The following is a 26,992-nucleotide window of genomic DNA, read 5'->3' as shown; positions in this document are numbered from 1 at the left end:
GGGGAGGGAGCGGCGGCGGCCGGCGGCGTGACCGGGACGGGCTGGGGAGCGCGGCTGAAAAAGGGCCTCAGGAAATCAGCAGTGATCACTTCGACGGTGTCGGACTCCCACACGAGCCGTTCGGCCTGGTTGGTGCCGTACGGCGGCTCCACCCCCCACAGGTGGATGCGTACGCCGTAGGCCTGCGCCGCCTCCACCGCGGGAACCATGTCCTCATCGCCTGCCAGCAGAATCGTGTCGGTGACCGCATGATGCCGGGCCAGCGCTTCCAGGTCGCTCCTGATCTGCGCGTCCACGCCCTTCTGCTGACCTCGGGCGTTCAGGTTGCCAAGCCGCACCTTGACCCAGGGGAGCTGGGCTATGACCCGTTGGTCGACGGTGGGCACACGGTCACGGGCTGCGTCATACCAATAGATCCGCAGGAGTTCGCCAGAAATACGTTCCTCTGCATGTTTCTGTAGGCTCTGTATGAGCTCATCGGCGGCCACCCGATATTCCTTGCGTTCCTTCGCGCCGAGCAGCACCTCACCTGCCGCAGCGTACAGATAACCGACATCCACTAGGACGGCGTACTTGGCTGCCACAGGATGCGGCATGAGGTCTGGGATGGCCATGTCGTCCTCCAGGCCGCGGGTGTTAGTTGATCGGCTGACTATATACGCCTACTTTCTCTAGATAGTCCCAACTCCCGGGGAACTTGACACCCGATTCACAGGATCTATCTAGGGTAGAGCGCTCATCCGCCATGCCGACTTCCCTGGGAGGACAGGCTTACGCATACCTCTGGCGGGGTTTCGCCACGTTTGCCGACGGCGGGCGGGAGACGGTTGTGGTCCGACGTGCCGGGCGGCCAGTACCGCCACCAACGCGGCGATCTCCTCGGGTGAGGCGTCGCCGCGAACAATGCGCAGATGGCTTGTCATAGCGGGATGTTCCCATGCTTCTTGGGGGGCAGCGTGGCCCGCTTGTTCCGCAGCGCGCGCAGCGCCCTGACGACCTGGGACCGGGTCTCGGCCGGCCGGATCACCGCGTCCACGTAACCGCGCTCCGCCGCGATGTACGGATTGGTCAGCGTGTCCTCGTACTCGGTGACGCGCTGGGCCCGCACGGCGTCGGGGTCGTCGGCGGCGGCCAGCTCGCGCCGGTAGAGGATGTTGACCGCGCCCTGCGCGCCCATGACCGCGATCTGGGCCGTCGGCCAGGCCAGATTGACGTCGGCCCCGAGATGCTTGGAGCCCATGACGTCGTACGCGCCGCCGTACGCCTTGCGCGTGATCACCGTGATCAGCGGCACCGTGGCCTCGGCGTAGGCGTAGAGCAGCTTGGCGCCGCGGCGGATGATTCCGTTCCATTCCTGATCGGCTCCGGGGAGGAAACCCGGCACATCAACAAATGTCAGGATGGGGATATTGAAAGCATCACATGTTCGAATAAATCTTGCGGCCTTCTCGGAGGCGTCGATATCCAGGCAGCCGGCGAAATGCATCGGCTGGTTGGCCACGACCCCCACCGGCTGGCCGTCCACCCGGCCGTAGCCGACCACGATGTTCTGCGCGAACAGCGCGTGGACCTCCAGGAACTCCCCGTCGTCCAGCACGTGCTCGATCACCCGGTGCATGTCGTACGGCTGGTTGGCCGAGTCGGGGATCAGCACGTCGAGCTCGGGATCGGGCTCGAGGTCGATGGCCGGCTCGAAGAGCGGCGCCTCGTCCAGGTTGTTGGACGGCAGGTAGGACAGCAGGGCCTTGACGTAGTCGAGGGCGTCCTCCTCGTCGTCGGCCTGGTAGTGGGCCACCCCCGACTTGGTGTTGTGCGTGTGGGCCCCGCCGAGTTCCTCGAACGTGACCTCCTCGCCCGTCACCGTCTTGATCACGTCGGGGCCCGTGATGAACATGTGCGACGTCCGGTCCACCATCACGGTGAAGTCGGTCAGCGCCGGCGAGTAGACGTGCCCGCCGGCCGCGGCCCCCATGATGAGCGAGATCTGCGGGATCACCCCCGAGGCGTGCACGTTCCGCTTGAAGATCTCCGCATAGAGACCGAGCGCGACCACGCCCTCCTGGATGCGCGCGCCGCCGCCCTCGTTGATGCCGATGATCGGGCAGCCCGTCTTGATCGCCAGATCGAGGACCTTGACGATCTTCTCGCCGTACACCTCGCCGAGCGAGCCGCCGAACACCGTCACGTCCTGCGAGAACACGCACACCTGGCGGCCGTCGATGGTGCCGTGGCCGGAGATGACGCCGTCGCCGTACGGCCGCCGCTCCTCCAGCCCGAACATCGTGGACCGGTGCCGGGCGAACTCGTCGAACTCCACGAACGAGCCCTCGTCCAGCAGCGCCAGCACCCGCTCCCTGGCGGTCATCTTGCCCTTGGCATGCTGCTTGGCCACCGCGGCCGCCGAACCGGCGTTCGCGGCTTCGACGAGCCGTCGTTCCAGATCAGCGATTTTGCCGGCAGTGGTATGGATGTCCAGCTTTTCCGGTAGGTCGTCAGCCGCTGCAGTCATGCGCGCAAATCTAGTCCGTCCGTCAGAGTGGATCCATGACGGATGCCGTTCGTACCCATGGCCTGGTCAAACGTTACGGGTCGCAGGTCGCCGTGGCAGGGGTCGATCTAGTGGTCCCCGCGGGTAGCTTCGCCGGTCTCGTCGGCCCCAACGGCGCGGGAAAGACGACCACGCTCAGCATGATCACCGCGCTGCTCCGCCCCGACGGCGGCCATGCCGAGGTCGACGGGTTCCACGTGTGGCGCGACCCCGTCGCGGTCAAGGCGCGCATCGGCGTGCTCCCCGAGGGCCTGCGGCTGTTCGAGCGGCTGTCGGGCCGTGAACTGCTGCTCTACAACGGCATGCTGCGCGGCATCCCCAAGGCCGACGTCGAGCAGCGCGCGGGCGAGCTGCTCGACGTGATGGACCTCACCGGCGCCGCCGACAAGCTCGTCGTCGACTACTCCACCGGCATGCGCAAGAAGATCGGCCTGGCCGCCGCGCTGCTGCACAACCCGTCGGTGCTCTTCCTGGACGAGCCGTTCGAGGGCGTCGACCCGGTCAGCGCCAACACCCTCACCGAGGTGCTCCGGCGCTTCACCGCGTCCGGCTCGACCGTCATCTTCTCCAGCCACGTGATGGACCTGGTCGAGCGGCTGTGCGACTGGGTGTCCGTGATGAGCGCGGGCCGCATCGTGGCGCAGGGCCCGCTGGCGGAGGTGCGCGGCGGGCGCAGCCTCAACCAGGCGTTCCTCGACCTGGTCGGCGGCACGCCGCACGACCGCGAAGCGGGCCTGAACTGGCTCGGCGCCCGGCCGGAGGACGCACGGTGAGCACCGTCCTGCTGTTCGCGCGGCTCAAGCTGCGGCTGCTGGCCGGCAACCTGCGCGGCGACACGCAGCGCAAGCTCGGCTTCGTCTTCACCCTGGTCGTCGCCGCCGGCCTGGCCGCGCTCGGCTTCCTGTCGATGAGCCTGCTCAGGCTGGCGCCGGGCGACATCGCCGCCTCGCTCGTGACGCTCGCCTTCGCGTCGTTCTTCTTCGGCTGGATGATCGTGCCGCTGCTCGCTTTCGGCCTCGACGACACGCTCGACCCCGCGAAGTTGTCGTTGTTCCCGCTGCGCACCGGGCGGCTCGCGGTCGGCATGTTCACCGCGTCGGTGACCGGCGTCTGGCCGCTCGCGACGCTCGTCGTGACCGGCGGCGCCCTGGTCGCGGTCGCGTCGGGCCCCGGCGGCGTCCTGATCGGCGTGCCGGCCGTGCTGCTGCAGTTCGCGAGCTGCGTGGTGGCGTCCAGGCTGGTCACCACGTCCCTGTCCGGCGCGCTGCGCACCCGGCGCGGGCGCGACCTGCTGGCCGTGAGCGCGCTGGCCCTGGTGCTGCTCGCGCAACTGCCCAACCTGCTGATGAACCGCGGCTTCAGCGACCCCACGGCGCTGTTGCACCAGATGGCGGCCGTGCTCAGGTGGACCCCGCCCGGCCTGGCGGCGCACGCCCTCGCCGACGGCGGCCTCACGGGGCTGGCCGAGCTCGCGCTGCTCGCCCTGCTCGTGGTGGTGCTCGGCTGGCTGTGGGTCAAGGCGCTCAGCCGGGCCCTCGTCACGCCCGACTCCTCCACGCGGGCCGCGTCCGTACGCAGGGGGAGCGGGCTCGTCGGCCGGTTCCTGCCCGACGGGCCGCTGGCGGCCGTGGTGACGAAGGAACTGGCTTACATCAGGCGCGATCCGAGGTTCCGCGTCGGCTGGGCCAGCGCCATCGTCGTCACCCTCATCCTGTCGTTCACGGTGAGCGATCCCGGCAGGGGAGGGGGCGGCCAGTGGACACCGATCGTGATCTCCTGCGTGGGCGCGCTCATGATCGCCCTGCAGTCGGGCAACGCGTTCGGCATCGACGGGCGCTCGTTGTGGATGAACGCCGTGGCCTTCGGCTCCGAGCGTGACCTGTCCACCGACCTGGCCGGGCGTCACCTGGCCGGCACGCTGGTCGCCGCGCCGCTGATCACCGTGCTGGCCGTCACCACCGGCCTGCTCACCGGGCATCCCACGATGATCCTGCCGGCCATGACGGCCGGATGGGGAGTGCTCGGCATCGGGTTCGGCGTCGGCTCGGTGACCAGCGTGATCCTGCCGTACACGGTGCCCGACCGGATGAACGCCTTCACCGGCGCCGCTCCCGGGCAGGGCGGGCTGGCGTTCCTCTCCGCGCTCGGCGCGTCGGCCGGCATGGCGCTGCTGCTGGCGCCGCTCGTGGCGGGGCTGCTCCTGGGGCTGGTCTGGGTGTGCGTGGTGGCGCCGTTCTACGGCCTGCTGGCCGAGGTGCTCGGCAGGCGGCTGGGCGCCAAGCTCGGGTTCGCCCGGATGCCCGATCTGCTGGCGGCCGTGTCCAAGCCCACCTGACCTGCCACGAAGCAATGGTCTAGTCCAATGACTGAGACCGGTCTACGGTCGTTCCTGGCGACTCGCTACCCTTCGAAACATGATTGACCAGGGGCTCGAACATCGCAGCGCCGCCGTGACCGAGATGCCGGACGAGCTGCGCCACGATGTGCGCCTGCTCGGCAAGCTGCTCGGCCGGGTGCTGGCCGAACAGGGCGGCGAAGACCTGCTGGCCGACGTCGAACGGTTGCGCAAGGCGGTCATCGCCGCGCGCAGGGGCGAGATCTCGGCCGACGAGATCACCGACATGATCGCCGGATGGGAGATCGAGCGGGCGGTCGAGGTCGCCCGCGCGTTCACCTGCTACTTCCACCTGGCCAACCTGGCCGAGGAGCACTACCGCATCCGCACGCTGCGCGAACGCGACGCCGAGGGCAGAGTGCAGCGCGAGTCGCTCGCGCAGGCCGTACGCGAGCTGGGCGCCGAGCGCGTCACCGAGCTGGTGGAGGGCCTGGAGCTGCACCCGGTGCTCACCGCGCACCCCACCGAGGCGCGCAGGCGCGCCGTCGTCACCGCGATCCAGCGGGTCAGCGGCCAGCTCACCGAGTACAACTCCCCGGGTCGCGGCGCCTCCGAGCGGGCGGAGAGCAAGCGGCGCATGCTGGAGGAGATCGACCTGCTGTGGCGTACGGCCCAGCTCCGCTCCACCAAGCTCGATCCGCTCGACGAGGTCCGCACCGCCATGGCCGCCTTCGACGAGACGCTGTTCCGTATGGTGCCGCAGGTCTACCGCGCGCTCGACGCGGCGCTCGACCCGGCGGCCGACCCTGCCCTCGGCAAGGGCACCGGCACCCGCCCACCGCTGGCCAGGCCGTTCATCCGCTACGGCAGCTGGATCGGCGGCGACCGCGACGGCAACCCCAACGTCACGGCCAGGGTCACCCGCGAGACCGTCCAGATCCAGTCCGAGCACGTGCTGACGGCCCTGGAGACCGCCTGCTCGCGCATCGGCCGCACGCTGACGGCCTCCGCCCAGTTCGCCCCCTGCTCCCCCGAGCTGAAGGTGGCGCTGGCCACGGCCGTGGACGCCTACCCCGAGGTCGTCTCCGAGCTGGCCACCCGCTCGCCGCGTGAGCCGCACCGGCAGTGGCTGCTGTTCGTGGCCGCGCGCATCGCCGCCACCCACCGCCGCGACCTCGACCTGGCCTACCGCTCGCCCGCCGAGCTGCTGGCCGACCTGCGCCTCGCGCAGGAGTCGCTGGCCGCGAGCGCGCCGCGGCAGGCGTACGGCGAGCTGCAGCACCTCATCTGGCAGGTCGAGACGTTCGGCTTCCACCTGGCCGAGCTGGAGGTGCGCCAGCACTCACAGGTGCACGCGGCGGCACTGGAGGAGCTGCGGGCCGGTGCCGAGCCGTCGGAGCGCACCGAGGAGGTCCTGGGCACGATCCGGGTGATCGGCTGGATCCAGGAGCGGTTCGGGGTCACCGCCTGCTCCCGTTACGTCGTCTCCTTCACCCGCTCGGCCGACGACGTCGCGGCCGTCTACGAGCTGGCCGAGCACGCGCTCGGCGACCGCGCGCCCGTGCTCGACGTCGTGCCGCTGTTCGAGTCGGGCGAGGACCTGGCCAACTCGCCGCGCGTGCTCACCGGCATGCTCGACATCCCGCAGGTGCGTCGGCGCCTCGACGACACCGGCCGGCGCATGGAGATCATGCTGGGCTACTCCGACTCGGCCAAGGAGCTCGGCCCGGCCGCGGCCACGCTCCGCCTCTACGAGGCGCAGGAGGAGCTGACCGCCTGGGCCGCCGAGCACGACGTGAAGCTGCGCATGTTCCACGGCCGCGGCGGCGCGCTCGGCCGCGGCGGCGGCCCGGCCAACCGCGCGGTGCTGGCCCAGGCCCCCGGCTCGGTGGCGGGCCGGTTCAAGGTCACGGAGCAGGGCGAGGTCATCTTCGCCCGCTACGGCCACATCGCGATCGCCCGCCGCCATCTGGAACAGGTGGCCAACGCCGTGCTGCTGGCCTCGTCGCCGGCGATCGGGGCGCGCACCGCGGCCGCCGCCGAACGTTTCCGCGGCCTGGCCGAGCAGGTCGCCACGGCGTCCGAGCGGGCCTACAGGTCGCTGACCGAGGCGGAGGGCTTCCCCGAGTGGTTCTCCCTGGTCAGCCCGCTGGAGGAGATCGGCACGCTGCGCCTCGGCTCCCGCCCGGCCCGCCGCGGCCTCGGCGCCCCCCGCTCGCTCGACGACCTGCGGGCCATCCCGTGGGTGTTCGCTTGGGCGCAGACCCGGGTCAACCTGCCCGGCTGGTACGGCCTCGGCACCGGCCTCGCGGCCGTCGGCGACGTCGAGGAGCTGCGGGCGGCCTATCGCGAGTGGCCGCTGTTCAACGCGATGCTCGACAACGCCGAGATGTCGCTGGCCAAGACCGACCGCTCGATCGCCAAGCGTTACCTGGCGCTGGGCGGCAGGGACGACTTCGGCCGGCAGGTGCTGGAGGAGTACGACAGGACCCGCGAGCTGGTGCTGCGCGTCACGGGGCACACGCGGTTGCTGGAGAACCGCAAGGTGCTGTCGCGGGCGGTCCAGCTGCGCGACCCGTACGTCGACGCCCTGTCGCACCTGCAGCTGCGGGCCCTGCGCGCGCTGCGCACCGGCAACCCGTCGGAGCGGGAACGCGAACGGCTGTCCACGCTCCTGCTCCTGTCGGTCAACGGCGTCGCGGCGGGGTTGCAGAACACCGGCTGAGCCCGTCGAAGAAGGCGCGGACGTCGGCGGCGACCACGTCGGGAGCGGTGTGGGCGGCGTAGTGCCCGCGCGCCGGCGCCGGCAACGTCTTCCAGGAGACGATGCCGGCGTGGTCGCGCTCGGCGAAGCGGCGGATCGAGGCGAAGTCGCCCTCGCCCATGGCCAGCGCCGTCGGCACGGTCGTGGGCTCCTTCGGCTGCTCCATGCGGGCGTTCTCCCAGTAGAGCCGCAGCGCCGACCCGGCGGTGCCGGTGAACCAGTGGATGGCGGCGTTGGCCAGCACGAAGTCGTCGTCGAGGTCGTCGTCGAAGAGCTGGGCGAGCCAGCCGACGAGCCCGGCGGGGGAGTCGGCGATGGCGTGCGCGAGCGTCTGCGGCTGCTGCGCGTGCAGCACGTTGAAGGCGCCCTTCTCCTTCCAGAACCAGTCGAGCACGGCGAGCCCGGCCTGCTCCTCCTCGCTCAGGTCAGCGAACTCCGCGGGGTCGCCTGACGGGAACGAGAAGATCTGTGTGACGTGCACGCCGACGACGTGCTCAGGATCGATCCTGCCGACTTCGGGAGAGATCATCGACCCGGCGTCGTTGCCCACGGCGCCGTAGCGCTCGTAGCCGAGCCCGGCCATGAGTGCGGCCCACGCCCTGGCGATGCGCTGGTTGTTCCAGCCCAGCTCCCGCGTCGGCCCTGAGAAGCCGTAGCCGGGCAGCGACGGGATGACCAGGTGGAAGTGGCGTGACAGCGGCTCGATGGCGTCGAGATACTCGACGATCGAGCCGGGCCAGCCGTGGGTGAGGATGAGGGGCAGGGCCTCGGGATCGTCGGAGCGCACGTGGACGAAGTGGATGTTCTGCCCGTCGATCTCGGTGGTGAACTGCGGGTATGCGTTGAGCCTGGCCTCCATGGCCCGCCAGTCGAACCCGTCGCGCCAGTGGCCGACCAGGCGCTTGACCCGTTCGACGCCGACCCCCTGAACGGCTCCGTCGATCTCGTCGGTGAAGCGGGTCAGGGCGAGACGGACCCGCAGGTCGTCGAGGTCGGCCTGGGGGATCTCGACGCGGAAGGGGGTGACGATCATGACGATCCTTTCGGGGAACGGTTCGTTCTGTTCCAGAATAGCAGAACGGAACGATTCATTCCATAGAGCTGCCGCGCCACTCCCGGGGGCTCCGTACGTACGGCCATCAGCAAAGATGGGGGGATGGCCAACTCCCGCTACTCCGACCTCGACCGCCCGCCACTGAACGCGGCGGCGCTCAACCGGGCGCTGGTCCGCCCTGGCTCGCTGTGGACCGGCGTCACGGTTGTCGAGAGCACCGGCTCGACCAACGCCGACCTGAGCGGCGCCGCCAAGGAGGGGGCGCCCGAGGGTTCCGTGCTGGTGGCGGAGGCGCAGGCCGCGGGCCGCGGGCGGCTGGGCCGCTCCTGGTCGGCTCCGCCCCGCTCGGGCCTGACGTTCTCGATCCTGCTCAGGCCGCAGGTGCCGCTCGCCGCCCAGAGCTGGCTGACGCTGATGTACGGTGTCGCCGCCGCCTCGGCGGTGCGCCGGCTGGCCGAGCTCGACGTGCGCCTGAAGTGGCCCAACGACCTGCTGGTCGGCGAGCGCAAGCTGGCCGGCGTGCTCGCCGAGCGCTCCGACGACGCCGTCGTCATCGGCATGGGGCTGAACGTGTCGCTCAGGCCCGACGAGCTGCCCGTCGAGACCGCCACGTCGCTGGGCATCGAGCGGGCGGCCTGCCTCGACCGGGATCCGCTGCTGCGGGCCGTGCTGCGCGAGGTCGAGAGCCACTACCACGACTGGGTGGACGCCAAGGGCGACGCGGAGGCGTCGGGGCTGCGTTCGGCCTACCTCGCGGTCAGCGCCACGGTCGGGAGGCAGGTCAGGGTGGAGCTGCCCGAGCAGCACGCGCTGACCGGCCGGGCCAGCGGTATCGACCAGTGGGGGCACCTCCAGGTGGAGTCCGGCGGGGAGCACTACACGCTGAGCGCGGGCGACGTCGTCCACGTGCGCATGGCCTGAGGCACGCCGCCTGGGCGTCCCCGCACGGCATAGCCGCGGGGGCGGTGTTGGTGGCACCATTTGCCCATGACCCTTCCCGACCATCGTCTGACGCAGGGTGAGCGGCGCGTCAGGTCCTTCAACCCTCACTGGAAGCGGCTCGTCGTTCCCTTCATCGCGCTGGTCCTCATCGCAGCGGCCGGCGGCGCGGCCCTCTACTTCATCCCGGCCGACTGGGAGTTCGCCTTCCACGCGAGGATCGCCGCCGGCGTCATCTGCCTGGCCCTGCTGATGATCTGGTCGTTCGTCCCCTACCTGCAGTGGAAGAACACCGGCTACGTGCTCACCACCCACCGCTTCTCGATCAGCACCGGCGTGCTCAACAAGTCGACCGACGAGATCCCGATCGCCAAGGTCAACACGGTCAGCTCCGACCAGACGTTCCCCGAGCGGCTGCTCGGCTGCGGCACGCTGACCGTCGAGTCCGCCTCCGACAGGGGGGAGATCGTGCTGCGCGACATCCCGAGGATCCAGGACGTCCGCACCGAGCTGTTCCGGCTCGTCGAGGACGCCGCGGACGGGGAGATCGACGGCCGCTGACACGAACCGCCGTGGAGCTCGGCGCGAGGTCTCGGCGTGGTGCGGCCCTATGTCTTGCGGAGATCATCCTCCTGGCACAAGATGGCTGGCATGCCGTACGAAGTGCAGGGCGTGATCGCCAGGGGCAAGGGTCAGGAAGTTTCGCTCGAGACGGTCGTCGTCCCCGATCCGGGGCCGGGCGAAGCGGTCGTCAACGTGGAGGCCTGCGGGGTCTGCCACACCGACCTGCACTATCGGGAGGGCGGGATCGGCGACGAGTACCCCTACCTGCTCGGCCACGAGGCGGCGGGCACCGTCGAGGCGGTGGGCGAGGGGGTCACGGGGCTGGAGCCCGGCGACTTCGTCATCCTCAACTGGCGGGCCGTGTGCGGACAGTGCCGGGCCTGCCTGCGCGGCCGCCCGTGGTACTGCTTCAACACCCACAACGCCGCCCAGAAGATGACGCTCACCGACGGCACCGAGCTGTCGCCCGCGCTGGGCATCGGCGCGTTCCTGGCCAAGACGCTCGTCGCCGCGGGCCAGTGCACCAAGGTCTCCGCCGAGGCGCCCGCCCAGGTCGCGGGGCTGCTCGGCTGCGGCGTCATGGCGGGCATCGGCGCGGCGATCAACACCGGCGGGGTGACGCGCGGCGACAGCGTGGCGGTCATCGGCTGTGGCGGCGTCGGCGACGCGGCCGTGCTGGGCTCGTCGCTGGCCGGCGCCTCCAAGGTCATCGCGGTCGATGTGGACGATCGCAAACTGGAGTGGGCCCGCGGCTTCGGCGCCACCCACACGGTCAACTCCCGCGACAACGACCCGGTCGAGGCGATCCGCGACCTGACGGGCGGCTTCGGCGCCGACGTGGTCATCGAGGCGGTGGGCCGGCCCGAGACGTACAACCAGGCGTTCTACGCCCGCGACCTGGCCGGCACGGTCGTTCTGGTCGGCGTGCCGACCCCGGAGATGCGGCTGGAGCTGCCGCTGCTCGACGTGTTCGGGCGCGGCGGGTCGCTCAAGTCCTCCTGGTACGGCGACTGCCTGCCCTCGCGCGACTTCCCCATGCTGATCGACCTGTTCCTGCAGAACCGCCTGCCGCTCGACCGGTTCGTGACGGAGACGATCCAGCTGGGCCAGGTTGAGGAGGCGTTCGGCAAGATGCACCGCGGTGAGGTGCTGCGTTCGGTGGTGGTCCTGTGATGATCGACCGCGTCATCACTTCGGGCACGTTCTCGCTGGACGGCGGCACGTGGGAGGTCGACAACAACGTCTGGCTGGTGGGCGACGCCCGCGAGGTGGTCGTCATCGACGCCGCCCACGACGCGGCGCCGATCGCCGACCGGGTGGGCGAGCGCGCGGTCAGGGCCATCGTCTGCACCCACGCCCACAACGACCACATCAACGCGGCCGGGGCCCTGGCGGGGCTGACAGGGGCGCCGATCCGGCTGCACCCCGCCGACCAGGTGCTGTGGGAGCAGCAGTACGGCGACTCGCTGGCGTACGAACCGCTGGCCGACGGCGAGAAGATCACGCTGGGCGGCACCGCGCTGCAGATCCTGCACACACCCGGCCACGCGCCGGGCGCGGTCTGCGTGTACGCGCCCGACCTGGGCGCGCTGTTCAGCGGTGACACCCTGTTCAAGGGCGGGCCCGGGGCGACCGGGCGTTCCTACAGCTCGTTCGACACGATCATCGAGTCGATCCGGGAGCGCCTGCTGACGTTGCCGCCGGAAACCGTCGTGCACACCGGGCACGGTGACTCCACCTCCATCGGCGCCGAGGCCCCGCACCTGGAGGAGTGGATCGCCCGGGGTCACTGAGGAATGACCCGCTCGCGTTGGGGTACACCACTGTGGCGTACCTAACGTAGGCAAGCCTTACCAAAGTGGGCTACCTTAGGTGTGCCTAACCTAATGGCGCCCCCTTTGCTTGAGAGAGGCTTGTCCCCGGATGTACGCATGCGTGTGTCGTGCAGTGACCGAGAACGAGGTGCACGACTGCATTGCCGCAGGGGCGACCACCCCGAAGCAGATCCGTGATACCACCGGTGCGGGTGGTGACTGTGCCCGATGTGTACGGAAAATCTGTGCGATCCTGAAACGGTCTGACGAACTGACGACCGCGTAGCCGGATAGCACCAAGGGGCCTGCCATGCAGGGCGACAAGCAGATCATCGAGCTGCTCAACGAGCAGTTGACCGCCGAACTGACCGCTATCAACCAGTATTTCCTGCATGCCAAGATGCAGCAGAACTGGGGATACACCAAGCTGGCCGAGCACACCCGCGCCGAGTCGATCGACGAGATGCGGCACGCCGAGCGCCTGACCGACCGCATCCTGTTCCTCGAAGGGCTGCCCAACTACCAGCGCCTGGGCACGCTGCACATCGGCCAGACCGTCGAGGAGCAGCTCAGGGCCGACCTTGAGGTGGAGCTGTCGGTGGTGCAGCGGCTGCGCCCGGCCATCCAGCTCATGCGGGAGAAGGGCGACGTCACCTCCGCCCGCATCTTCGAGGAGATCCTTGAGGACGAGGAGGTGCACATCGACTACCTGGAGACCGAGCTCGACCTGATCCGCAGCCTCGGCGAGCAGCTCTACCTCGCCCGCTACGCCGAGCCGCCCTCGGCGGACTGACCACTCCCCACCCCCGTCACGACGGTGTATGCAGCCCCAGCGGCGGCGTTCCAGGCCAGCGTGTGCCCGCAGCGGCGCGCGCCCACGTCGTCCCCGCGCTCGTCCAGCACCCGGCCGCCGGCCGCGACGGCCGCCGAACGGAGCCTGATCCGGCCGGTACGCCCCACGTGCACCGTGATCCGCTCGGTGGCACCGTCGCGCCAGGCGGCGTCCACCGTCACGTCGCCCCTGGCCCGCAGCCCGCGCACCGACCCCGTACGCCAGGCGGACGGCAGCGCGGGCAGCACGTGGATCTCGCCCGGTCGGCTCTGCACCAGCATCTCCGCGATGCCCGCGGTCGCACCGAAATTGCCGTCGATCTGGAACGGCGGGTGCGTGTCCCACAGGTTGTCCAGCGTCGAGTGCCTGAGCTGCTCGCGCAGCATCGTGTGCGCGTGGTCGCCGTCGAGCAGCCGCGCCCAGAAGCCGATCTTCCACGCCTTGCTCCAGCCGGTGCCGCCGTCGCCCCGGGCCGTCAGCGCGACCCTGGCCGCCTCCCCCTCGCGGCTCTCCGCCGTGACCTGGTGGCCGGGGTGGAGCGCGTACAGGTGCGACACGTGCCGGTGCGTGTTGCCGGGATCATCCCAGTCGGCCTTCCACTCCTGGAGCTGCCCCCAGGACCCGACCCGCAGCCCCGGATCAAGCCGGTCCAGCGCCTCCCGCACCCGCGTACGGAACCCGGCGTCGACGTTCAGCGCGGCGGCGGCCTCGGCCACGTTGGTGAGCAGGTCCCAGACGATCTGCTGTGACATCGACGCCCCGGCCGAGAAGTCTCCGTGCTCGGGCGAGTAGCTCGGCGAGACGACGAGGCTGCCGTCGCGCGGGTCGGTGTGCAGCGTGTCCAGCCAGAACCGCGCGGCCCCCTTCATCACCGGGTAGGCGGTCTCGCGCAGGTAGCTGAGGTCGCCGCTGAACAGGTAGTGCTCGTACAGCTGCCGGGTCAGCCAGGCGGCCGCCTCCGGGAACCAGAACGCGGTGGCCCAGTCGTGCACGCCGGTGAACCCGTACGGGTTCGTCTCGTTGTGCACCACCCACCCGCCGGCCCCGAACATCTCCCGCGCCGTCACCTCGCCCGGCGCCACCAGCGCCGTGACGAAGTCGTCGTACGGCCGCGCCGTCTCGGCCAGGTTGGTCACCTCGGCCGGCCAGTAGTTCATCTGCAGGTTGATGTTGGTGTGGTAGTCGCAGGACCAGGGCGGGTCGGTGGAGTCGTTCCACACGCCCTGGAGATTCGCGGGCAACGACCCGGGCCGTGACGAGGCGATGAGCAGGTAGCGGCCGTAGGCGAACAGCAGCGCCTCCAGCGCGCGGTCGTCCGCCCCCGGGCCGCCGGTGTAGCCGGCCAGCAGCCGGTCGGTGGGGACGGACGGCGTGCGCTGCCCGAGGTCGAGCCGTACCCGGTCGAACAGCGCCCGGTAGTCGTCCTGGTGGGCGTGTCTGAGCGCGTCGTAGCCCTGCGCCACGGCCCTGTCCACGGCGGCGGTGACGGCGGCGCGCGGGTCGTCGCCCCGGTACGCCGGGTATGCCGGGGCGTAGTCGGTACCCGCCGACACCACCAGGAACACGCTGTCGGCCCCGGTGACCGTGACCAAGCCGTCCCCGTCCGTACGGGTGCCGCCCTCCGCGACCACCTGCACCTGGGCCTCGTACCTCAGCCCGTTGTCCGCCAGCGCCCCCCTGAGCGTCAGCCGTCCGCCCGCGACGCTCATCCGCGCGCCCGGGTGGGGCGAGGACGCCCGCAGGGTGAACGACACCGCGCCCGCCCGGTCGGCCGAGATCCGCCCGGCGATCACGCCGGCCGGATGGACGGCGAGGTATTCGCGCGCGTGACGCACGCCGTCCACGGTGTAGCGGACCCTCGCCACGGCCTCCCGCAGGCGCAGCTCCCGGCGGTAGCCGCCGGCCGCGCCGTCGTGCGCCAGGTCGAGCCACAGGTCACCGAACGGCTGGTACGCGCCGAACCCCGACTTCGGCCGGCCCAGCTCGGCCGCCACCTCCTCGGGCGCCATGCGCGTGTCGCGGTCGAGCCGCCGCCTGACCCTGGCCAGGGCGTCCGGCCGGGGCGTGACCCAGTTGCCGAAGTCGTAGCCCTGCCGCGACCCCGGGCCGCCGCTCCACAACGTCTTCTCGTTGAACTGCAGCCGCTCGGTCCGGGTCCCTCCGAACACCATGGCCCCCAGCGCGCCGTTGCCGATGGGCAGCGCCTGGCTCTCCCAGTCGGTGGCAGGTGCGTCGTACCAGAGGGTCAGGTCATCGGGTGTATCGGGCGACGGCGGGGAAGTGTGTTGGGGGATGCCTGCCATGCGACCTCAGGGTAGCAAGGCCGCACGGCGAGACATCCGATCTACGGGCTTCAGGGGATCAGCCGGTAGAAGCGCCAGAAACCGAAGTCCTTGATGGGCAGGATCTCGACGTCGGAGAAGCCGGCCTCGCGGGCGTAGCGGCGCAGCGTTCCCGGCCGCATCACCGTGCCGGTGGCGGCCGAGGGCTGCTCGCTCATTCCGTCGGGTAGGCAGATGAGCAGGCTGAAGCCGTACATCAGGCGTTCGAGGTCGTCGGCGGGGGCCGTGAAGGACTCGCCGACGGCCTCGTCCATGACGACGACGGCCCCGCCGGGGATCGTCGCCCGCCGCGCCGCCGCCAGCGTCTCCACCGGCCGTGGCATGTCGTGCACGCACTCGAAGGCGAAGACGGCGTCGTAGCGGCCCTCGTCCAGCAGGGCGGCGTCACCGTGGCGGAAGCTCACCCGGTCGCCGAGCCCCGCGTCCGCCGCGTTGCGCGTGGCCAGCTCGACGGACGGGCCGTCGATGTCGACCCCCACCACGCTCGCCTCGGGGTACGCCCTGGCCAGCGCGATGGTCGACCACCCGCCCCCGCAGCCCACGTCGGCGAGCCGGGCGCCAGGGCGCCGCAGCACGGTGTCGAGGCCGGGCACGCCGGCCAGCGCCTCCGGCAGGGCGTGCTCGAACCAGGGCCGGTTCATGTCGGCCTGCGACTCCCGCAGGTCGGCCCCGAACGCCGCCCATGGCACCCCGCCGCCCTCGCGGTAGGCCTCCAGCAGCGCGGGTAGCTGCACGGACGCGCCGGCCAGCATCCGGGCCAGCGGGGCCAGGTAGGCCAGGCTCGACTCGTCGGTCAGCACCTCGGCCGCGGCGCCGGGCAGGGCGAAGCGGCCGTCCTCCGCGATCTCCAGAATTCCGAAGGCGGCCTGCTGCTCCAGCCACTCCCTGGCGTACCGCTCGTGGCCCCGGGAGCGGGCGACCAGCTCGGCGGGGTCGGCCGGGCCGTGCGCGGCCAGCGCGCGATACCAGCCCATCCGGTCGCCGATGTGCATGGAGAGCAGGTCGATGGTGCCGAGTGCCGATCCCAGCAGGCGGTCGGCGAACTCGTCGGTGCTGGTGGTCATCGTGATCATCTCCTTCTTCCGGGCGGGCCCCGACCGAGGATCGGCGCTGCGCGGCGTCCGGAAAAGGTCGTTCGCCACACAACCGGTTCCGCCGTGACGCGTTCCCTACCCGGCGCGGCAGGGAGGGTTCTCGTCCGTGGAAAGTGCTTGGCGGATTTTTCACTCTGGCGCGTCGCGCACGGGCCGCCGAGTTTCGCGTCGATAATCACGGTAATTTAATCCTGACTAAGTGATATTTAGGCGAGTTTGCCCAGGTCAATGGATAGGTCAACTACGAGTCAAACCGCGCGCTGTGCCCGGGAAACGATCGCCTAAGGTCCTACGATCGCTTCATGACCTGCGTACTTCTCGCCGAGGATGACACCTCGATTTCCGAGCCGCTCGCGCGTGCGCTACGTCGCGAGGGCTATCAGGTCGAGGTGAGCCCCGATGGCCCACAGGCCCTGGAAAGGGCCCTGTCGGGCGGCATAGACCTCATCGTTCTCGACCTTGGCCTGCCCGAAATGGATGGTCTGGAGGTGGCCCGCCGGATCCGCGCCGAAGGGCACGGCACTCCGGTTCTGATACTCACCGCACGCGTCGACGAGGTCGACACGGTCGTCGGGCTCGACGCGGGCGCCGACGACTACGTGACGAAACCGTTCCGGCTGGCGGAACTGCTCGCCCGGGTGCGTGCGCTGCTGCGGCGCGGCACCTCCGAGACCCCGGTCGTCCAGGGGGTGCGCATCGACGCCGACTCGCGCCGGGCCTGGATGGGAGACAAGGAGCTCCACCTGACGACCAAGGAGTTCGACCTGCTGCGCGTGCTCGTACGCGACGCCGGCAAGGTCGTCACCCGCGAACAGATCATGCGGGAGGTGTGGGACACCAACTGGTGGGGGTCGACCAAGACCCTCGACATGCACATCTCCTGGTTGCGCCGCAAGCTCGGCGACGATGCCGCCAAGCCCCGCTACATCACGACCGTCCGGGGAGTCGGCTTCCGGTTCGAACGCGAGTAGGCGGATGCGCCGCCGACTGCTCACCTCCACCCTGGTCGTCGCGGTCATCGCGGTCCTGTTGCTGGGGGTCCCCCTGGGAGTCGTGGTAAGTCGCCTGATCGTCGATGAGGCCGCTCAGGAGCTCGGGTCCGAGGCCAAGCGTCTCGTGGGAGAGGTGGAGTACGCCCGTGTCCAGGAGACGCCGCTCGACCCTCAGCAGCTGGAGCAGAAATACCCGGACAGATACATCCAGATCTGGGAACACGGAACCCCCCTCCGGGTGACCGTGGTCGGCTCGCCCCCGCCGTCCGGTCACCTCATGACGGAGGATGCCCAGACCAACACCGGCGTCTACGTCCGGATCAGTCGCGACCGCGACCAGGTCGAACAGGACGTGGGGGCACGCCTGCTGCTCATCGTGGCTCTGGCCGTGGCCGCCCTGGCGGTCGCCGTCAGCCTGGCCGTGGTCCAGTCACGCCGGCTGACGCTCCCCCTCCAGGACCTGGCGAAGATCGCCGACCGGCTCGGCTCGGGCGACGCGCGCCCGAGCAAGCACCGCTACGGCATCCCCGAGCTCGACCGGGTCGCCCAGGTGCTCGACCGCAGCGCCACCCGCATCTCCGACCTGCTCACCCGCGAGCGTGAGTTCGCCACAGACGCCTCCCACCAGCTCCGCACACCGCTGACCGGCCTCACCATGCGGCTGGAGGAGATCGTCGCCTCCTCCGACGAGCCCGAGGTCGTGCGCGAGGAGGGCGAGGCGGCGATCGTCCAGGCGGAGCGGCTCACCGCCGTGATCGACGAACTGCTGGCCGCCGCCCGCCGCCAGCGCCACGCGCAGGCGCACCCCGTCGCCATCGACGAGATCCTCGGCCAGCAGATCATCGAGTGGGAGCCGGTCTTCCGCGACGCGGGCCGCGAGATCCGGCTCGACGGCACCCGCGGGCTCAAGGCGATGGCCACCACCGGCGGCTTCGGCCAGGTGATCGCCTCGCTGCTGGAGAACTCCCTGCGCCACGGGGGCGGCGCCGTCACCGTGACGTCCACCTGCGGCGACAGCTACGTGGTGATCGAGGTCGCGGACGAGGGCGAGGGCATCGCCGACGAGATCGCCCCGCGGATCTTCGAACGGAACGTCAGCGGCGGCGGAGGCACCGGCCTCGGCCTGACGCTCGCCCGCGCCCTGGCGGCCGCCGACGGCGGGAGACTGGAGCTGGTGCGGCGGCGTCCGGCCACGTTCGCCGTCTTCCTGCGCCCCGCGGAGGAGAACGGCGGCAACCGCGTGGTCAGCGGTCCTGCTTGACCCCGGCCTCGGGCAGCTCGACCGGGATGGGCTCGGTGGCCTCCAGGAACACCCACTTCTTGTACGACCAGAAGCGGAACAGCGTGCCGAGCCCGACGCCGATGATGTTGGCGATGTTGGCGCTGAGAGGGTCGACGAGATGGAGCGTGTAGGTGGTGAAGCCGATCACCAGCAACCCGAACAGCAGCGCGATGCCGTTGAGCAGGAAGAACAGGAAATATTCGCGCCCGAGCCCGCTCTGCTCCCTGTGCCGGAACGTCCAGAAGCGGTTGCCCAGGTAGGCGAACGTCGCCGAGATCGTGGTCGCGAAGACCTTCGAGGTCAGCGGCCCCAGCTCCACTCCCAGCAGGAAGAGGTTGTAGGCGCCTGTGTCGATCAGGAAGGCGATGGCCCCGATGCTGCCGAATTTGGCCAGCTCGTGCACCAGAGAGGCGAACCGCTCGTAGAGGCGTCTTACGAAGTCCACGTCTCTGCTCGGTCCCTTCCCTTGTCGAGCCTGACCACCTCAGCGTACCGGTCATCGTGTAGGCCCGGTGTCAGACGGATGAACATACCGCGCAAAGAACGTTCATCGCGAATGCGGCCTAACCCCCGCCATGCCCGATAACCTGCCATGATCTGGAAGGGTCGCCCGTCGGAGGAAGTCGTTCCGTCCCGGTAAGCTCACCTGGCGTGAGTTCCTACAGCCCTATCGGCCCGGTCGTGGGCATCGTCGGCGCCGGCCAGCTCGCCCGGATGACGCAGCCGCCCGCCATCGCGCTCGGCGTCGAGCTGCGGGTGCTGGCCGCGGCCCCTGACGAGAGCGCCGCCCGGGTGATCACCGACACGCGGGTCGGAGACTACCGCGACCTCGGCGACCTGCGCGAGTTCGCCAAGGGCTGCGCCGCGATCACGTTCGACCACGAGCACGTGCCCACCGAGCACGTCAGAGCCCTGGTCGCCGACGGCCACACCGTGCACCCCGGAGCCCGTGCCCTCGTGCACGCCCAGGACAAAGCGCTCATGCGCGAGCGGCTAACCGCGAACGGCGTGCCCTGCCCCGCCTGGGCCAGGGTCGAGACGGCCGCCGACGCCGAGCGCTTCGCCGGCGAGCACGGCTGGCCTGTGGTGCTGAAGGCGGTGCGCGGCGGCTACGACGGCCGCGGCGTGTGGGTGTGCGGGTCGGCCGCGGAGATCGCCGAGGCGTTCGAGGCCGGCGTCGAGCTGCTGGCCGAGGCGTTCGTGCCGTTCGAGCGGGAGCTGGCGGTGCTGGTGGCCCGCTCGCCGCACGGGCAGGGCGTCAGCTACCCCGTCGTCGAGACGGTGCAGCAGGACGGCATCTGCGTCGAGGTGCTCGCTCCCGCGCCCGGGCTCGACCCGGAGGACGCCGCCCAGGCCCAGCGCATCGGCCTGAAGATCGCCCACGAGCTCGGCGTGACCGGGCTGCTGGCCGTGGAGCTGTTCGAGACCGCGCACGGGCTGGTCGTCAACGAACTGGCCATGCGGCCGCACAACAGCGGCCACTGGACCATCGAGGGCGCCAGGACCTCCCAGTTCGAGCAGCACCTGCGAGCGGTGCTCGACCTGCCGCTCGGCTCGCCCACGATGACCGCGCCCGTCGTCGTCATGGCCAACCTGCTCGGGGGCGACGACCCCGGCCTGTTCAAGCGCTACGAGCACGTGCTCGCCCACGACCCGGGCATCAAGCTGCATTTCTACGGCAAGGACGTGCGCCCCGGCCGCAAGATCGGCCACGTCACGGCCCTCGGCTCCAACCTCGACGAGGTGCGCGCCCGCGCCCGCCACGCCGCCGTCTACCTCACCACCGGGGAGTACACATGAGTTCCTCCGAGGCGCGCGTCGGCATCGTCATGGGCAGCGACTCCGACTGGCCCGTGATGAAGGCCGCCGCCGAGGCGGTCGCCGAGTTCGGGGTGGCGTTCGAAGCCGATGTGGTGTCGGCCCACCGCATGCCGGTCGAGATGATCGACTACGGCCGCCAGGCCGCCGCCCGCGGCCTCCAGGTGCTCATCGCCGGCGCCGGCGGGGCCGCCCACCTGCCCGGCATGCTGGCCTCCGTCACACCGCTGCCGGTGATCGGGGTGCCGGTGCCGCTCAAACACCTCGACGGGCTCGACTCCCTGCTGTCCATCGTCCAGATGCCGGCCGGGGTGCCGGTGGCGACCGTGGCCGTCGGGGGCGCCCGCAACGCGGGGCTGCTGGCCGTACGCATCCTCGCCGCCTCCGACGCCGGGCTGCGGACGCGCATGGAGGAGTTCCAGGCGCGGTTGAAGGAGCAGGCGTACGCCAAGGGCGAGCGGCTGCGGGCCGAGGCCGCCGACCTCTGAGCCACGGCGGCCGGCCGCCGCCGCGGGTGCTCCGTGCGCGGTGGCTCAGGGGCGGCCCAGGGCGCGGTAGTGCCAGCCTGCCGCGCGCCACAGCTCGGAGTCGAGACAGTTGCGGCCGTCGACGATGCGCCGGGTGGCGACCACCGCTCCCAGCTGCTCGGGGTCGAGCTCCAGGAACTCCTGCCACTCGGTCAGCAACAGGACCACGTGCGCGCCGCGCACTGCCTCGACGGCGGAATCGCCGTAGTTCAGCTCGGGATGGGCCTTACGCGCGTTGTCGAGCGCGATCGGGTCGTAGATGGTGACCCGTCCGCCCTGGTGGCCGATGGTGACGGCGACGTTGAGCGCGGGGGAGTCGCGGATGTCGTCGGAGTTGGGCTTGAACGCGGCGCCCAGCACGCCCACGGTGCAGCCGTGGAACGAGCCGCCGGCCAGCTCCCTCGCCAGATCGACCATGCGGGCCCGGCGGCGCATGTTGATGTCGTCCACCTCGCGCAGGAACGTCAGCGCCTGGTCCGCGCCCAGCTCGCCGGCCCGCGCCATGAACGCCCTGATGTCCTTGGGCAGGCAGCCGCCGCCGAAGCCGAGCCCGGCGTTGAGGTAACGGCCGCCGATCCTGTCGTCGTACGACAGCGCCTCGGACAGCTGCTTGACGTCGGCGTGGGCGGCCTCGCAGACCTCGGCCATGGCGTTGATGAAAGAGATCTTGGTGGCGAGGAACGCGTTGGCGGCCGTCTTGACCAGCTCGGACGTGGCGAAGTCCGTCACCACGAACGGGACCTCGCCCAGCGGCTCGTACACCTCGCGCAGCACCTTCTCGGCCCGCTCGCTGCGCACACCGAGCACGATGCGGTCGGGGCTGAGGGTGTCCCTGACCGCGAAACCCTCCCGCAGAAACTCGGGGTTCCAGGCCAGCTCGGCCTCGCCGCCCGCGGGAGCGAGCCGGGCGAGCTTGTCGGCCAGCCGTTCGGCGGTGCCGACGGGCACGGTGGACTTGCCCACCACCAGGCACTCCCGGTCAAGAAGCGGAGCCAGGGATTCGACGGCCTGGTGCGTGTAGGAGACGTCCGCGGCGTACTCGCCGCGTTTCTGCGGGGTGCCCACGCAGATGAAGTGCACGTCGCCGAAGGCCGCGACCTCCTCGTACGAGGTGGTGAAGCGCAGGCGGCCGGATTCGAGCCCGCGCTGGAGCACCTCTTCGAGCCCGGGCTCGTGGATCGGGAGCTGCCCGTTGTTGAGCCGGTTGATCTTGTCGGCGTCGATGTCGAGGCCCAGCACGTCGTATCCGAGATCGGCCATGCACGCCGCATGGGTGATCCCCAGGTATCCGGTCCCGATCACCGTGAGGCGATATGGCACGAGTGAGCTCCTTTCGATTTGCTGAGGCATGCTACCGGCCCTCGCTACCTCCTTCGTGCCACCACCTCCCTTTCGCAAACCGTACCGGCTGGTAACAAGATGGTCGGGCGTCCTAGTATCTGTCGCATGAGCTTCCCTCTTTACACGCCCGCCGAGGAACACGACCTGCTCAGGGAGACCGTCCGTGCCGTGGCCGACGAGAAGATCGCCCCGCACGCCGCCGCGGCCGACGAGACCGAGGAGTTTTCCTGGGACGTCTACAAGGCGCTCGTCGCGTCCGACCTGCACGCCGTACACGTCCCTGAGCAGTACGGCGGAGCGGGGGCGGACGCCCTGGCCACGGTGATCGTCATCGAGGAGGTCGCCCGCGCGTGCGCGTCCTCCTCCCTGATCCCCGCCGTCAACAAGCTGGGCACGGTCCCGCTGCTGCTCTCGGCGTCGGAGGAGCTGAAGTCCCGCTACCTGGCGCCCGTCGCCCGGGGGGAGGCCATGTTCTCGTACGCGCTGTCGGAGCCGGAGGCCGGCTCTGACGCGGCGGCCATGAAGACCCGCGCGGTCGCGGACGGCGACGCGTACGTGCTCAACGGCACCAAGATGTGGATCACGAACGCCGGCGTCTCCGAGTACTACACGGTCATGGCGGTCACCGACCCGTCCGCGGGGGCGCGCGGCATCTCCGCCTTCGTCGTCGAAAAATCCGACCAGGGCGTCTCGTTCGGGCCCAAGGAGAAGAAACTCGGCATCAAGGGGTCACCCACCCGCCAGGTCATTCTGGACGACGTACGCATCCCGGCCACCCGCATGATCGGCGAGCCCGGCACCGGCTTCAAAACCGCCCTCGCCACCCTCGACCACACCCGCGTCACCATCGCCGCCCAGGCCCTCGGCATCGCCCAGGGCGCCCTCGACTACGCGATCGGCTACGTCAAGCAACGCCAGCAGTTCGGCCGCCCCGTGGCCGACTTCCAGGGACTCCAGTTCATGATCGCCGACATGGCCATGAAACTGGAGGCGGCCCGGCAGCTCACGTACCACGCGGCGGCGAAGTCGGAACGAGCGATCAACGGCGAACCCCAGAAGGACCTCACCTTCCTGTCGAGCGCCGCCAAGTGCGCGGCCTCGGACGCCGCCATGGAGATCACGACGGACGCGGTGCAGTTGCTGGGCGGGTACGGGTACACGAAGGACTTCCCGGTGGAGCGCATGATGCGCGACGCCAAGATCACCCAGATCTACGAGGGCACCAACCAGATCCAGCGCATGGTCATGGCCCGCCAACTCCTCAAGTAGGCGTTGACATGCTCTACCCGGCTCTCCTGGAGTGGTGGGCCGGGTCTGCTGCAACGCTGCCCCGGTGTTCGTTCGTGCCGAGGCCAGCGGAGTGGGCCGAACCAGTACGTGTGCGGTCAGGACGGACCAGAGTGTCGGGTTCTGGCGATCACGCACGACTACGGGATGGCGGTGTTCATCGAATCGGACGGAGGCTCGCGGATCGGCTTACGGCCGCGAGGGCCTGGCCGAACAGATGGGTACGAGCTCGGAAGGCAGCGGCTTCAGCGGCTTCGCCCTCACGTACGTCGTCCGGAGCGAGGGGCGGGTCGGCGAAATCATGGCGGAGGCCGCGAAGGCCGGCGCGACGATACTCAAACCCGCCGGCGCACTGCCGCGGGGTGGGTACGGCGGCTCCTTCGCCGACCCCGACGGCTACATCCGGAGCCTCGGCCACAGCCAGCGCCCGGGGGCGGACCAGCCCTACGCCGAGTAGCCGCGGCTCGGGTGCACGAAGGCCGGGGAGCGGTTCGGTCATGGATGAGGAGAGGTGAGGTCACAGCCCTCGCGTGGGTGCCGGGATTAACGTCGGTCCGCGACGGGATCGGCGTCGTACAAGGCACTGGTCGAACCTCCGTCCCGCGTGATCGCCGGGCGGAGGCTTCGACGGCGGGGAAGGATCACATGCGGACAGAGCAGCTCGACCGGCGGAGCGAGGCCGCGCCGCCGGTCCCTGGCGGACGTCGGTGGCGGTGGGCCTGGCTGGGAGCGGGGACGCTGCTGTGGCTCTTCGCGGTGCACGGCCGTTTCGACATCGCCGCGGCGGCCTGGTTGTCGCCGGTCCTGTTGCTGAGGTTCGTACGGACCGGACCGGCCCTCGGCGGGCTCGCGGCGGTGTGGGCGGCCTCGGCGCTGGCCGGCGTGTTCTGGCTGGTCGAGACCGCCGTGCCGATGACCGTGATCGTCGTGGTGGGGATCCTCGCGCTGGGCACCCTGACCGTCGTCCCGTACGTCCTGGACCGGCTCGTCACCCCCAGGGCCGGCACGGTCACGTCCCTGCTGCTGTTCCCGGCGGCGCTGGCGGCCTGCGAGTTCCTGATGACGCTGCTCAGCCCTTTCGGCACCGCGTTCGGCGTGCCGGCCGCCACCCAGCACGACGACCTGGCGCTGCTGCAGGTCGTGTCGCTGACCGGCCCGTACGGCGTGGGCTTCCTCATCGGCTGGTTCGCGACGACGGCGAACCACCTCTGGGAGAACCGGCTGCGGGGGTACGCGCTCCGGGCCGCGGGTGCGTACGCCGTCGTCGTCATGCTCGCCCTGCTCGCCGGCGGGGCGCGGCTCGCGTTCCTCCCGCCGGACGGCGCGACCGTGCGCGTGGCCGGCATCAGCCCGGACACCTCGGCCACCCGCGACCTGCGCGCCACGCTCAGCGCGGACCTCACCCCGCAGCAGGTGGCTTCGCGGGATCAGGCGACGGTACGGGCGGCCTTCGGCAAGGTCAACGCCAACCTGCTGGCCATGACGCGGGAGGCGGCGCGGGCGGGCGCGAAGATCGTGATGTGGTCCGAGCAGGCGGCGGGCGTCCTGGCGGCCGACGAGCAGGCGTTCCTCGGGCAGGTCTCCGCCACGGCCCGGGAGAGCGGCGTCTACCTGCAGGCCGCCGTGTCCCTCGTGCTGCCGCGGGCGCCGTACGCGGCCAACCGCACCTACCTGTACGACCCTTCGGGCGCGCAGGTCTGGGCCTACGACAAGAGCCATCCCATTCCCGGCCTGGAGTTCTACCCGCCGGGCGACGGCGTGGTGCCGGTCGCGCGTACGCCGTACGGGCGGCTGGCCACGGTGACGTGCTTCGACGCCGACTTTCCCGAGCTGATGCGCGTGGACGCCGACATCATGCTCGTGCCCGCGCGCGACTGGGCGGAGATCGGCCCGGTGCACAGCCAGAAGGCGAGCCTGCGCTCGATCGAGAACGGGTACGCGATGGTCCGGCAGGCCGAGTTCGGGGTGTCGGGGGCGTTCGACGCGCAGGGCCGGGTGCTCGCCGCGCACGACTACGCGGGCGGGGACCGGCACGTGGTCCTGTCCGACGTGCCCGTACGCGGCGCCACCACGGTCTACCGGGTGATCGGCGACGTGTTCGCCTGGTCGTGCCTGGCCGGTACGGCCGTCGTGATCGGCCTGGCCGTCCGCCGCCGCACCCGATAGCCGCGGGGCCCGCCGGCGTACCGGGCGTGACAGTCCGCGTCAGACGGTGTGCCGGGTGCGGTATTCGCCCGGCGGGCTGCCGACCCAGCGCGTGAAGGCCCGCCGGAACGCGCTCGGCTCGGAGAACCCGAGCCGCCAGGAGATCTGCTCCACCGACTCCCCGCCGCGCTCCAGGCTCGCGACGGCGACGTCCCGCAGGACCTCCTCGCGGATCCGCTGGAACGACGTGCCCTCCTGGCGCAGCAGCCGGCGCATGTGCTGGGCGCTGATCGACAACCTGGCGGCCACGTCGTCGGCGCGCGTGCGTTCGCCGGGGCCGCCGCGTTCGAGCACGGCCCGCACCCGGGCGGCCGTGGTCGTGGCGTAGTCGCGGTGGTTGATCAGATCGGCGGGCCACCGGCTGAGGTAGCGCACCAGGTCGGCCTCCTCGCGTACGACGGGGGCCGTGAGATGGCGGGCGTCGAAGCTGATCGAGATCGCCGGGGCGTCGAAGACGGGCATGCGGCCGAAGACCGGCACGTACGCGTCGCTGTGGGGAGGCTCGGGGAACGGCAGTTCCAGCCGGGACGGCACGATCCGCCGCGCGACGAGCCACGCGGGAAAACGGTGGACGAGGGCGAGCACGATCTCGGCGGCGAGCTGGGGGACGCGGACGCCGGGCTCGGCGGCGATCTCGACGCGGCAGGTGGCGTCGTCGACGACGAGACGGCTGCGAGAGAAGCCCGTGGTGATCGAGGCGAACTCGGTCAGGCGCCCGAAGGCGGCCCGCAGGTCGGGTGCGTGGATGAGCCCCAGCGAGATCATCCGGAACGTGCCGGGCGGGATGGGTCGCGGGCCTAGGCTGAGCAGTTCGTCGCCGCTGCTTCGCCACAGGTCTCGCATCATCTCGACCGTGCGGGCGCAGCCGACGTGGGTGGCGCCGGGGCGGTCCAGCGTGCGCCTGACGTCGGGCCCGGCCGTCCCGGTGGAGTCGACGGCCGCGCGGACGAACTGGATCGCCACGCCGTTCGCGGGCATGCGCACCACCCCCTCACTGCATCGATGACGCTAACAGACGACCCATCCGACATCGGGGGCACATCGGCTGTTCGCCTCATTGTCACCAACCGTCACTGTTTGCACTCTCTTGACAACTCAACTACGGTCCTTGACCACTGTCAGTCGTTTGTGTGCACACATGGAGCGATCAAGTGATGAACCGCAGGACAGCCACCGCCGTCGGCCTCACCGTGACCGTGGGCGCTCTGTGCTTCACCTCCCTGACGCCGGCGTACGCGTCCCCCACGCCGGCCC

The 26,992-nt window shown here is 70.6% G+C and carries 25 protein-coding genes; 16 read left to right on the top strand and 9 right to left on the bottom strand.

Annotated elements, in window-relative coordinates:
- The 3 genes from GUY59_RS35010 to GUY59_RS35000 all read right to left on the bottom strand — a co-directional run.
- Window positions 1-614, bottom strand: a 614-nt coding sequence (locus GUY59_RS35010) for an NYN domain-containing protein (protein ID WP_161714851.1), incomplete at its 3' end; no start/stop codon positions are given.
- A 108-nt stretch (window positions 615-722) separates the two neighbouring features.
- A complete protein-coding gene (locus GUY59_RS35005) occupies window positions 723-923 on the bottom strand; it encodes an acyl-CoA carboxylase subunit epsilon (protein WP_132336637.1) in 201 nt (66 codons plus the stop codon).
- A complete protein-coding gene (locus GUY59_RS35000) occupies window positions 920-2,509 on the bottom strand; it encodes an acyl-CoA carboxylase subunit beta (protein WP_138202194.1) in 1,590 nt (529 codons plus the stop codon). The genes GUY59_RS35005 and GUY59_RS35000 overlap by 4 nt, the downstream gene beginning before the upstream one ends.
- A gap of 35 nt (window positions 2,510-2,544) precedes the next feature.
- Between GUY59_RS35000 and GUY59_RS34995 the strand changes: the two genes are divergently transcribed.
- The 3 genes from GUY59_RS34995 to GUY59_RS34985 all read left to right on the top strand — a co-directional run bounded on the left by GUY59_RS34995 (window position 2,545) and on the right by GUY59_RS34985 (window position 7,608).
- Complete coding sequence (locus GUY59_RS34995) at window positions 2,545-3,321, top strand: ABC transporter ATP-binding protein (protein WP_138202195.1); 777 nt, start codon at window positions 2,545-2,547, stop codon at window positions 3,319-3,321.
- Window positions 3,318-4,883 (top strand): hypothetical protein, encoded by a 1,566-nt coding sequence (locus GUY59_RS34990; protein ID WP_138202196.1) that lies wholly within the window; start codon window positions 3,318-3,320, stop codon window positions 4,881-4,883. The genes GUY59_RS34995 and GUY59_RS34990 overlap by 4 nt, the downstream gene beginning before the upstream one ends.
- A gap of 79 nt (window positions 4,884-4,962) precedes the next feature.
- Entirely contained in the window at window positions 4,963-7,608 is a 2,646-nt protein-coding gene (locus GUY59_RS34985) for a phosphoenolpyruvate carboxylase (RefSeq protein ID WP_138202197.1), read from the top strand.
- Here GUY59_RS34985 and GUY59_RS34980 read toward each other — a convergent pair.
- Window positions 7,571-8,680: an epoxide hydrolase family protein gene (locus tag GUY59_RS34980; RefSeq protein ID WP_132336647.1), complete on the bottom strand. Its 1,110-nt coding sequence runs from the start codon at window positions 8,678-8,680 to the stop codon at window positions 7,571-7,573. The genes GUY59_RS34985 and GUY59_RS34980 overlap by 38 nt on opposite strands.
- A gap of 123 nt (window positions 8,681-8,803) precedes the next feature.
- On the opposite strand from GUY59_RS34980, the gene GUY59_RS34975 reads away from it, so the two are divergent.
- The 6 genes from GUY59_RS34975 to bfr all read left to right on the top strand — a co-directional run bounded on the left by GUY59_RS34975 (window position 8,804) and on the right by bfr (window position 12,811).
- On the top strand, window positions 8,804-9,622 hold the full coding sequence (locus tag GUY59_RS34975; protein ID WP_138202198.1) for a biotin--[acetyl-CoA-carboxylase] ligase: 819 nt from the start codon (window positions 8,804-8,806) through the stop codon (window positions 9,620-9,622).
- A 66-nt stretch (window positions 9,623-9,688) separates the two neighbouring features.
- Window positions 9,689-10,201: a PH domain-containing protein gene (locus tag GUY59_RS34970; protein WP_132336651.1), complete on the top strand. Its 513-nt coding sequence runs from the start codon at window positions 9,689-9,691 to the stop codon at window positions 10,199-10,201.
- A gap of 90 nt (window positions 10,202-10,291) precedes the next feature.
- Complete coding sequence (locus tag GUY59_RS34965) at window positions 10,292-11,377, top strand: S-(hydroxymethyl)mycothiol dehydrogenase (RefSeq protein WP_132336653.1); 1,086 nt, start codon at window positions 10,292-10,294, stop codon at window positions 11,375-11,377.
- Window positions 11,377-11,997, top strand: a complete 621-nt coding sequence (locus GUY59_RS34960) for an MBL fold metallo-hydrolase (RefSeq protein WP_138202199.1) — start codon at window positions 11,377-11,379, stop codon at window positions 11,995-11,997. The genes GUY59_RS34965 and GUY59_RS34960 overlap by 1 nt, the downstream gene beginning before the upstream one ends.
- A gap of 130 nt (window positions 11,998-12,127) precedes the next feature.
- A complete protein-coding gene (locus tag GUY59_RS34955; RefSeq protein ID WP_138202200.1) occupies window positions 12,128-12,304 on the top strand; it encodes a (2Fe-2S)-binding protein in 177 nt (58 codons plus the stop codon).
- 24 nt (window positions 12,305-12,328) lie between these two features.
- Entirely contained in the window at window positions 12,329-12,811 is a 483-nt protein-coding gene (gene bfr, locus GUY59_RS34950; protein ID WP_132336659.1) for a bacterioferritin, read from the top strand.
- Here bfr and GUY59_RS34945 read toward each other — a convergent pair.
- Both GUY59_RS34945 and GUY59_RS34940 read right to left on the bottom strand, forming a co-directional pair.
- Window positions 12,784-15,153 carry a glycoside hydrolase family 95 protein gene (locus tag GUY59_RS34945; RefSeq protein WP_138202201.1) on the bottom strand — a complete coding sequence of 790 codons (2,370 nt, stop codon included), beginning with the start codon at window positions 15,151-15,153 and terminating at the stop codon, window positions 12,784-12,786. The genes bfr and GUY59_RS34945 overlap by 28 nt on opposite strands.
- A 50-nt stretch (window positions 15,154-15,203) precedes the next feature.
- Entirely contained in the window at window positions 15,204-16,256 is a 1,053-nt protein-coding gene (locus GUY59_RS34940; RefSeq protein WP_236667795.1) for a class I SAM-dependent methyltransferase, read from the bottom strand.
- Between the two features lie 332 nt (window positions 16,257-16,588).
- Between GUY59_RS34940 and GUY59_RS34935 the strand changes: the two genes are divergently transcribed.
- Together GUY59_RS34935 and GUY59_RS34930 are read left to right on the top strand one after the other, a co-directional pair.
- Entirely contained in the window at window positions 16,589-17,257 is a 669-nt protein-coding gene (locus tag GUY59_RS34935) for a response regulator transcription factor (protein WP_012888073.1), read from the top strand.
- Window positions 17,258-17,261: 4 nt separating this feature from the next.
- A complete protein-coding gene (locus GUY59_RS34930; protein WP_138202203.1) occupies window positions 17,262-18,539 on the top strand; it encodes an ATP-binding protein in 1,278 nt (425 codons plus the stop codon).
- On the opposite strand, the gene GUY59_RS34925 is transcribed toward GUY59_RS34930, so the two are convergent.
- A complete protein-coding gene (locus GUY59_RS34925) occupies window positions 18,523-19,005 on the bottom strand; it encodes a GtrA family protein (RefSeq protein ID WP_138202204.1) in 483 nt (160 codons plus the stop codon). The genes GUY59_RS34930 and GUY59_RS34925 overlap by 17 nt on opposite strands.
- Before the next feature lie 206 nt (window positions 19,006-19,211).
- Here GUY59_RS34925 and GUY59_RS34920 point away from each other — a divergent pair, with 206 nt between their 5' ends.
- The gene (locus tag GUY59_RS34920; RefSeq protein ID WP_138202205.1) at window positions 19,212-20,360 is read left to right on the top strand and encodes a 5-(carboxyamino)imidazole ribonucleotide synthase; all 1,149 of its coding nucleotides are present in this window, start codon (window positions 19,212-19,214) and stop codon (window positions 20,358-20,360) included.
- Window positions 20,357-20,866 carry a 5-(carboxyamino)imidazole ribonucleotide mutase gene (purE, locus tag GUY59_RS34915; protein ID WP_138202206.1) on the top strand — a complete coding sequence of 170 codons (510 nt, stop codon included), beginning with the start codon at window positions 20,357-20,359 and terminating at the stop codon, window positions 20,864-20,866. Before GUY59_RS34920 ends, purE begins: the two co-directional genes overlap by 4 nt.
- A gap of 45 nt (window positions 20,867-20,911) precedes the next feature.
- Here the strand turns inward: purE and GUY59_RS34910 are convergent, their stop codons facing one another.
- Window positions 20,912-22,225, bottom strand: coding sequence for a UDP-glucose dehydrogenase family protein (locus GUY59_RS34910; RefSeq protein ID WP_132336672.1), 1,314 nt, complete (start codon window positions 22,223-22,225; stop codon window positions 20,912-20,914).
- A 126-nt stretch (window positions 22,226-22,351) separates the two neighbouring features.
- On the opposite strand from GUY59_RS34910, the gene GUY59_RS34905 reads away from it, so the two are divergent.
- The 3 genes from GUY59_RS34905 (at window position 22,352) to GUY59_RS34895 (ending at window position 25,699) form a co-directional block, all read left to right on the top strand.
- The gene (locus GUY59_RS34905) at window positions 22,352-23,515 is read left to right on the top strand and encodes an acyl-CoA dehydrogenase family protein (protein ID WP_138202207.1); all 1,164 of its coding nucleotides are present in this window, start codon (window positions 22,352-22,354) and stop codon (window positions 23,513-23,515) included.
- Between the two features lie 235 nt (window positions 23,516-23,750).
- A complete protein-coding gene (locus GUY59_RS34900; protein ID WP_236667794.1) occupies window positions 23,751-23,990 on the top strand; it encodes a hypothetical protein in 240 nt (79 codons plus the stop codon).
- A 188-nt stretch (window positions 23,991-24,178) separates the two neighbouring features.
- Complete coding sequence (locus GUY59_RS34895; RefSeq protein WP_138202208.1) at window positions 24,179-25,699, top strand: nitrilase-related carbon-nitrogen hydrolase; 1,521 nt, start codon at window positions 24,179-24,181, stop codon at window positions 25,697-25,699.
- 39 nt (window positions 25,700-25,738) lie between these two features.
- Here GUY59_RS34895 and GUY59_RS34890 read toward each other — a convergent pair whose 3' ends face one another.
- Window positions 25,739-26,716: an AraC family transcriptional regulator gene (locus GUY59_RS34890; RefSeq protein ID WP_138202209.1), complete on the bottom strand. Its 978-nt coding sequence runs from the start codon at window positions 26,714-26,716 to the stop codon at window positions 25,739-25,741.
- Window positions 26,717-26,992 lie beyond the last annotated feature (276 nt).

Origin of the sequence: Nonomuraea sp. K271 (assembly GCF_009908215.1) — a bacterium.
Classification (GTDB): Bacteria; Actinomycetota; Actinomycetes; order Streptosporangiales; family Streptosporangiaceae; genus Nonomuraea; species Nonomuraea longispora.
Note: the sequence above shows the minus strand (reverse complement) of the source record. Positions and strands in the feature narration are given on the sequence as shown.

What these genes read in the sequence shown, in the direction of transcription:
- GUY59_RS34960 (WP_138202199.1), top strand. Translation starts at nt 11,377, where the DNA reads ATGATCGACCGCGTCATCACTTCGGGCACGTTCTCGCTGGACGGCGGC.
- GUY59_RS34980 (WP_132336647.1), bottom strand. Translation starts at nt 8,680, where the DNA reads ATGATCGTCACCCCCTTCCGCGTCGAGATCCCCCAGGCCGACCTCGAC.
- GUY59_RS34955 (WP_138202200.1), top strand. Translation starts at nt 12,128, where the DNA reads ATGTACGCATGCGTGTGTCGTGCAGTGACCGAGAACGAGGTGCACGAC.
- GUY59_RS34930 (WP_138202203.1), top strand. Translation starts at nt 17,262, where the DNA reads ATGCGCCGCCGACTGCTCACCTCCACCCTGGTCGTCGCGGTCATCGCG.
- GUY59_RS34965 (WP_132336653.1), top strand. Translation starts at nt 10,292, where the DNA reads ATGCCGTACGAAGTGCAGGGCGTGATCGCCAGGGGCAAGGGTCAGGAA.
- GUY59_RS34900 (WP_236667794.1), top strand. Translation starts at nt 23,751, where the DNA reads ATGGGTACGAGCTCGGAAGGCAGCGGCTTCAGCGGCTTCGCCCTCACG.
- GUY59_RS35000 (WP_138202194.1), bottom strand. Translation starts at nt 2,509, where the DNA reads ATGACTGCAGCGGCTGACGACCTACCGGAAAAGCTGGACATCCATACC.
- GUY59_RS35005 (WP_132336637.1), bottom strand. Translation starts at nt 923, where the DNA reads ATGACAAGCCATCTGCGCATTGTTCGCGGCGACGCCTCACCCGAGGAG.
- GUY59_RS34905 (WP_138202207.1), top strand. Translation starts at nt 22,352, where the DNA reads ATGAGCTTCCCTCTTTACACGCCCGCCGAGGAACACGACCTGCTCAGG.
- GUY59_RS34975 (WP_138202198.1), top strand. Translation starts at nt 8,804, where the DNA reads ATGGCCAACTCCCGCTACTCCGACCTCGACCGCCCGCCACTGAACGCG.
- GUY59_RS34890 (WP_138202209.1), bottom strand. Translation starts at nt 26,716, where the DNA reads ATGCCCGCGAACGGCGTGGCGATCCAGTTCGTCCGCGCGGCCGTCGAC.
- GUY59_RS34970 (WP_132336651.1), top strand. Translation starts at nt 9,689, where the DNA reads ATGACCCTTCCCGACCATCGTCTGACGCAGGGTGAGCGGCGCGTCAGG.
- GUY59_RS34940 (WP_236667795.1), bottom strand. Translation starts at nt 16,256, where the DNA reads ATGACCACCAGCACCGACGAGTTCGCCGACCGCCTGCTGGGATCGGCA.
- GUY59_RS34995 (WP_138202195.1), top strand. Translation starts at nt 2,545, where the DNA reads ATGACGGATGCCGTTCGTACCCATGGCCTGGTCAAACGTTACGGGTCG.
- purE (WP_138202206.1), top strand. Translation starts at nt 20,357, where the DNA reads ATGAGTTCCTCCGAGGCGCGCGTCGGCATCGTCATGGGCAGCGACTCC.
- GUY59_RS34935 (WP_012888073.1), top strand. Translation starts at nt 16,589, where the DNA reads ATGACCTGCGTACTTCTCGCCGAGGATGACACCTCGATTTCCGAGCCG.
- GUY59_RS34985 (WP_138202197.1), top strand. Translation starts at nt 4,963, where the DNA reads ATGATTGACCAGGGGCTCGAACATCGCAGCGCCGCCGTGACCGAGATG.
- bfr (WP_132336659.1), top strand. Translation starts at nt 12,329, where the DNA reads ATGCAGGGCGACAAGCAGATCATCGAGCTGCTCAACGAGCAGTTGACC.
- GUY59_RS34945 (WP_138202201.1), bottom strand. Translation starts at nt 15,153, where the DNA reads ATGGCAGGCATCCCCCAACACACTTCCCCGCCGTCGCCCGATACACCC.
- GUY59_RS34895 (WP_138202208.1), top strand. Translation starts at nt 24,179, where the DNA reads ATGCGGACAGAGCAGCTCGACCGGCGGAGCGAGGCCGCGCCGCCGGTC.